Genomic DNA, 5,634 nt, shown 5'->3' on the forward strand with positions numbered 1-5,634 from the left:
GGCCCCTGGCCGTGACCCGAGCCGTACACCTCCGGCGGTCCGGCCTCACGGCCGTACCGCCGGGGGTGTGGCGGGAGACGGACGCCGAAGTACTCGTCCTGTCCGACAACGAGCTGACGCACATCCCGGACGACATCGCCGCCCTGACCCGGCTGCACACCCTCGACCTCGGCCACAACGCACTCACCGCGGTGCCCGAGGCCCTCGGGTCCCTGCCCGCCCTGACCCGCTGCCTGTACCTGCACGACAACCGGCTGACCCGGCTTCCCGCCGCGCTCGGCCGGCTGCGCGCGCTGGGCTACCTCAACGTCGGCGAGAACCCCCTCGAAGCCCTGCCCGGGGAACTGGGCGCCATGGCGGGCCTGCGGGAGTTGCGCGCGCAGCACTGCGGGCTGACCGGACTGCCGGAGTCGCTGGGGCGGTTGTCGTCGCTGCGCGAGCTGTGGCTGCGCGGCAACGCGCTCACGGCGCTGCCCGACTCCACGGCGGAGCTGCACGGGCTGCGTGAGCTGGAGTTGCGCGAGAACGCGCTGACGGCCGTGCCCGCCGCGCTGGCCGGGCTCCCGCTGCTGCGCCGACTGGATCTGCGGGCCAACGCGATCCGCGACGTACCCCCGTGGCTGGCGCAGCTGCCCGCGCTCGAAAAGCTGGATCTGCGCTGGACCGGCGTCGATGGCACCGAAGCCCCGCTCGCCGCCTTGCGCGAGCGGGGCTGCGTCGTGCTGGCGTAGCAGGTCAGGTCAGGTCGAACTCGCCGTCGCGGGCGCCGAGGACGAAGGCGCGCCACTCCCCCGGGGTGAAGATCAGCGCGGGCCCTTCCGGGTTGCGCCCGTCGCGCATGGCGATGTACCCCTCCACGAACGCGATCTCGACGTCTCCCACCCCCTGGCTGCTCGACTGCCACGTGGCGCCTGTCAGATCGAGCTGCGGTTTCCCGCTGCCCGCCGCCGGCTGCTGAGTGGTGCTTTCGGCCACGTCCTGCTCCTCCCGGTGAGCGTCGTCCGCAGCCAGGGTATCCACGACGGCGGGCGAGGGAACAGGCCACGATAGAGGGACCGGGAAAGGTGATAGGGGCGCCGGAGCGGGGCGGTTCGGCGGGGTGGTTCAGCCGGCCGTTTCGCCGGCCTCGGTGGCCAGGTCCGCGACGACCGCGCAGTGGTCCGACGCCCACACCCCGTCGACCGGCGCGTTGCCCGCCCGGCGCACCGCCCGTACGTGCCCCTCCCCTTCGGGGCCGGGGGGACCTACCAGCACGTAGTCGATGCGGGAGTGCCACTCCAGGGTCCGCGCGGCGTACGGGTTGGCCAGGTCCCACGTCGCGCCGACCGCGGTGGGGTGGGCGTAGCGCCAGGCGTCGAGGAAGACCTGTCCGCGTACGGGGGGCGCGGTCTTCGTGCCGCCGAGCAGCCGCATCTCGTCGGAGTCGGGCTCGGCGTTGAAGTCGCCGGTGACCACGGGCGGGAAGTCGCCGCCGCCGCGCCGCTCGTGGACGAACCGGGCCAGCGCGGTGACCTGCGCGGAGCGGGTCGCGGAGGCGTGCGGATAGGAGATCAGGTGGGTGGTGAAGAACGGCACCGTCACGCCGCCGGGAGCGGCCACGCGCGCGTACAGCGCCTGCTGGCCGTCGGGTTCCTCCTCGCCCGCGGGCAGCACGGCGCTCGCCTGCTCGGCGATCGGCCAGCGGCTCAGCACGGCGTTGCCGACGTCGACCGTGGGATCCCCGATACGGCGCTGCCAGCGCCCCGGCTCCGGCGAGGGCGCCCAGGCCCAGTCCATGCCCAGCTCGTTGGCGAGCCACCCGGCGAGGTTGTCGGCGCCCTGGCCCCAGACCTCCTGCAGCCCGACGACGTCGGGGCGCTCCTCGCGCAGGGTGCGCAGGATGGCCTTGGTCCGCTCCTGCCACGGCCCGAAGCGCCACCAGAGATTCCAGGTCATGACGCGGATCATGCGTTCGTATCCCTACCACGGGCCGACTTTCCGATCAGAGGCTATCTCTACGGGCCCGGAATGATGTGCGAGAGTCGCGGGGATGGAGCTGATCGGGCGGGGACGAGACGCGGACGTGTACGCCCTGGGCGACGGCCGGGTCCTGCGCCGCTACCGGCCCGGGGGCCCGGCGGGCGCGGAGGCGGAGGCCCGGCTGATGACCTACCTCGCCGGGCAGGGCTTCCCCGTGCCGCACGTGTACGGCGCGGACGGCACCGACCAGGTACTCGAACGCCTCGAAGGCCCCACCATGCGGGCCGCGCTGCGCCGCCGCCCGTGGCGTGCGGCGGCGTACGGGCGGACGCTCGGCCTGCTCCACGACAGGCTGCACGCCGTGCCCGCCCCGGAGTTCCTGCCGGCCTCCCCCGCCTCCGGGAGCGGGGACCGGGTGCTCCACCTCGATCTGCACCCGGAGAACGTGGTCCTCACCGCGCGCGGCCCGTACCTCATCGACTGGTGCAACGCGGCCGCGGGCGACCCGGCGAGCGACGTGGCGATGGCGGTGTGCATACTGCGCGGCGCCGAACTCCGCCCGTCGGAGGCCCTCGGCCTACGGGTCCTGCTGCGCGCCCTGCTCCGCACGACACGCACGGACCCCGTCCCCGGCTACGCCCACGCGCTCCCCGCCCGGCTGGCCGACCCCAACCTCACGCCGGGCGAGGCGCGGCGGCTGCGGCGCGCACTGGGCGGCGGCGCGGGTGCGTAGCGGCCGGGGCCGAGGGGCGGGGCGGCATAGGGTCGCAGGATGACGCGCAGCTTGCAGTGCATCGTGCTCGACTGCCCGCGGCCCCGGGAACTCGCCGCGTTCTACCAGGTCCTCCTCGGCGGCGAAGTCGACCGCGCCGACCCCCGCTGGTCCCTCGACGACGACTGGTCCACGCTGCACCTGCCGGACGGCGGGGTGCTGGGCTTCCAGCGCTCCCCCGGCCACCGGCCGCCGCACTGGCCCGACCCGGCCCACCCGCAGCAGCTCCACCTCGACATCGCCGTGGACGACATGGCGGCGGCCGAGCGCGACGCGCTCGCCAACGGCGCGAAGGTCCTGCGGGACGAGGGCGATTGGGGCGTGTACGAGGACCCCGCCGGCCACCCGTTCTGTCTGGTGCCCGAGTGAGCGGCGGCCTCTTCTGGCACTTGTCCACAGCCGCTGCCCGGTGGTCTTGACAGCACGAACGCCCTGGAAGAAAGTTTCACCGTTCGCGCGGCACTCGGAAGATTCTTTCAGGAGGGGTCGGGATCATGACGGACGCACCGTCTGGCAGAGGATGGGACGAGTTGGGCCGGCGGCGCTTCGCCGCCGGCGTACTCGCTACTGGAGGTGCGCTCTTCGTGGTCCCCGGTGCCACCGGGCTTCCCGCCCACGCCGCAGAGGCATCGTCCGGCGCGCCCGTGCTGCGGCGCGGCAGCGCCGCACGGGCCGGGCTGCTGGAGCCGCATCTGCGGCAGTTGGCCGCCGACGCCGAGACGTTCCTCGGCCCGTCGCCGAAGTACCCGTGGTACGCGGGCGCCGTCATCCTCGCCGGGCGGGGGCGGACGGTCGCGCTGGAGCGGGCGATCGGGAAGGCCGTGCGCTACGAGGCGTACGACGAGGCGACGGACACGGGGATCGAGCTGCCGCAGGACGAGCAGGTCGACATGTCGATGGACACCGTCTTCGACCTCGCCTCGGTCTCCAAGCTCTTCACCTCCCTCCTGGCGGTCCAGCAGATCGAGCGCGGCGCTCTCGCCCTCGACGCCACCGTGGCCTCCTACCTGCCGGAGTTCGGCGCCGCGGGCAAGCAGGACATCACCGTCCTCCAACTGCTGACGCACACCTCCGGCTTCACCTCCTGGATCCCCCTGTACGCAGAGCCGACCTGGGACGCCAAGCTCGCCCGGCTGTGGCGGGAGGCGCCGGTCAACCCGCCCGGGACCACGTACCTCTACTCCGACCTCAACCTGATCAGCCTCCAGCTCGTCCTGGAGAAGACCACCGGGAAGAAGCTCGACCACCTCCTCGCCGACGAGATCACCGAACCCCTCGGCCTGACGCACACGCGCTACAACCCGCCGCCCTCGTGGCTGCCCCGCGTCGCCGCGACCGAGGACGCGCGCAAGCCGTGGTCGGGGCTGGACCGCGGGATGGTGCGGGGCGAGGTGCACGACGAGAACGCGTACTCCTTCGGCGGCGTCGCCGGACACGCCGGGCTGTTCTCCACGGCCTGGGACCTGGCGATCCTCTGCCGCACCCTCCTGAACGGCGGGGCGTACGGGCGGACGCGGATCCTCCGGCGGGAGTCGGTGGAGCTGATGTTCACCGACTTCAACACCGACTTCCCCGGTGACGAGCACGGCCTCGGCTTCGAGCTGTACCAGCACTGGTTCATGGGCGCCATGGCCACACCGGGCTCCGCCGGGCACACGGGCTTCACCGGCACGGCGCTCGTCATCGACCCGACGACCGACACGTTCCTCGTCCTGCTCGGCAACTCCGTGCATCCCGTGCGCAACTGGCGTACGGGCAGCGCGCCGCGGGTGGCGGCGGGGACGAACCTGGCGCGTGCGGTGGCGGTGCGGCCCCAGGACGGGCGCGCGGCGTGGTTCGGCGGGATGGCGAACCAGAAGACGTCGACGCTCACCCTGCCCGAGGTGACGGTGCGGGACCCGGGGGCGGAGCTGGAGTTCGCGCTGTGGTGGGACACCGAGCCGCAGTGGGACAAGGTGCACCTGGAGGCGTCGGCGGACGGCGGCGGGACGTGGGAGCCGGTGCCGTTCACGAGCCGCCGGCGGCGCGGCGGGGGCGGCGGCAGGGACGGGGACGTGCGGGAGCACGCGGACGGTACGGCGGACGGGTGGTCCGAGCGGGTGTGGCACCGGGCGTCGGCGGGGCTCGGCGCGTGGCGCGGGCGGCCGCTGCGGCTGCGGTGGCGGTACGCGACGGACCGGCAGTACGTGGGGCGCGGGGTGTATGTGGACGACGTACGGGTGACGGACGGGCACCGGGTGCTCTTCGACGACGGGCGCCGGGGGGACGCCGAGCGCGTGGAGCTGGACGGCTGGACGGCGTCGGCGGACTGAGCGCCGGTCGTTACCGGCCCAGCGCCGCCATCGCCGCGTTGTGCCCCGGGATCCCGCTCACTCCCCCGCCCCGCACCGCACCGGCCCCGCACAGCAGCACGTTCGGGTGCCGCGTCTCCACGCCCCAGCGGCCCGTCTCCGGCGCCGCGTACGGGAACGCCAGCTCGCGGTGGAAGATGTTGCCGCCCGGGAGCCGCAGGTCGCGCTCCAGGTCGAGCGGGGACTTCGCCTCGATGCAGGGGCGGCCCTCGGCGTCGGTGGCCAGGCAGTCGGCGAGCGGTTCCGCGAGGTGGGCGTCGAGTCGGGCGACCGTGGCGCGCAGCAGCGCTTCCCGGGTGCCGTCGTTGTCGTCGGCGAACAGGCGCGCCGGGGTGTGCAGGCCGAAGAGGGTGAGGGTCTGGTAGCCGTCGCGCACCAGGTCGTCGGCGAGGATCGACGGGTCGGTCAGCGAGTGGCAGTAGATCTCGGACGGCGGCGCCTGCGGCAGCGTGCCCGCGGCGGCCTCGCGGTAGGCGGTCTCCAGGTCGGCGTAGCCCTCGGCGATGTGGAACGTGCCGGCGAAGGCCCGCCGCGGATCGGTGCTCTCGTCGC

General features: G+C 73.9%; 6 protein-coding genes and 1 pseudogene. 4 read left to right on the forward strand and 3 right to left on the reverse strand.

Annotation, left to right across the window (positions count from 1 at the left end):
* The first annotated feature begins 5 nt into the window (after window positions 1-5).
* A complete protein-coding gene (locus tag H5J30_RS15705; protein ID WP_220188955.1) occupies window positions 6-731 on the forward strand; it encodes a leucine-rich repeat domain-containing protein in 726 nt (241 codons plus the stop codon).
* Window positions 732-735: 4 nt separating this feature from the next.
* Here H5J30_RS15705 and H5J30_RS15710 read toward each other — a convergent pair whose 3' ends face one another.
* Entirely contained in the window at window positions 736-975 is a 240-nt protein-coding gene (locus H5J30_RS15710; RefSeq protein ID WP_026276252.1) for a DUF397 domain-containing protein, read from the reverse strand.
* A gap of 129 nt (window positions 976-1,104) precedes the next feature.
* Complete coding sequence (locus H5J30_RS15715) at window positions 1,105-1,947, reverse strand: endonuclease/exonuclease/phosphatase family protein (RefSeq protein WP_181788057.1); 843 nt, start codon at window positions 1,945-1,947, stop codon at window positions 1,105-1,107.
* Between the two features lie 82 nt (window positions 1,948-2,029).
* Here H5J30_RS15715 and H5J30_RS15720 point away from each other — a divergent pair, with 82 nt between their 5' ends.
* The 3 genes from H5J30_RS15720 (at window position 2,030) to H5J30_RS15730 (ending at window position 5,043) form a co-directional block, all read left to right on the forward strand.
* Window positions 2,030-2,692, forward strand: a complete 663-nt coding sequence (locus H5J30_RS15720) for a phosphotransferase (protein ID WP_181788058.1) — start codon at window positions 2,030-2,032, stop codon at window positions 2,690-2,692.
* A gap of 39 nt (window positions 2,693-2,731) precedes the next feature.
* Window positions 2,732-3,100, forward strand: a complete 369-nt coding sequence (locus H5J30_RS15725) for a VOC family protein (protein ID WP_181788059.1) — start codon at window positions 2,732-2,734, stop codon at window positions 3,098-3,100.
* Between the two features lie 125 nt (window positions 3,101-3,225).
* Window positions 3,226-5,043 carry a serine hydrolase domain-containing protein gene (locus tag H5J30_RS15730; protein WP_181788060.1) on the forward strand — a complete coding sequence of 606 codons (1,818 nt, stop codon included), beginning with the start codon at window positions 3,226-3,228 and terminating at the stop codon, window positions 5,041-5,043.
* Between the two features lie 10 nt (window positions 5,044-5,053).
* On the opposite strand, the pseudogene H5J30_RS15735 reads toward H5J30_RS15730, so the two are convergent.
* A pseudogene (locus H5J30_RS15735) lies at window positions 5,054-5,634 on the reverse strand (FAD-dependent oxidoreductase); the annotation flags it as partial.

Source organism: Streptomyces phytophilus (genome assembly GCF_013870535.1).
Classification (GTDB): domain Bacteria; phylum Actinomycetota; class Actinomycetes; order Streptomycetales; family Streptomycetaceae; genus Streptomyces; species Streptomyces phytophilus.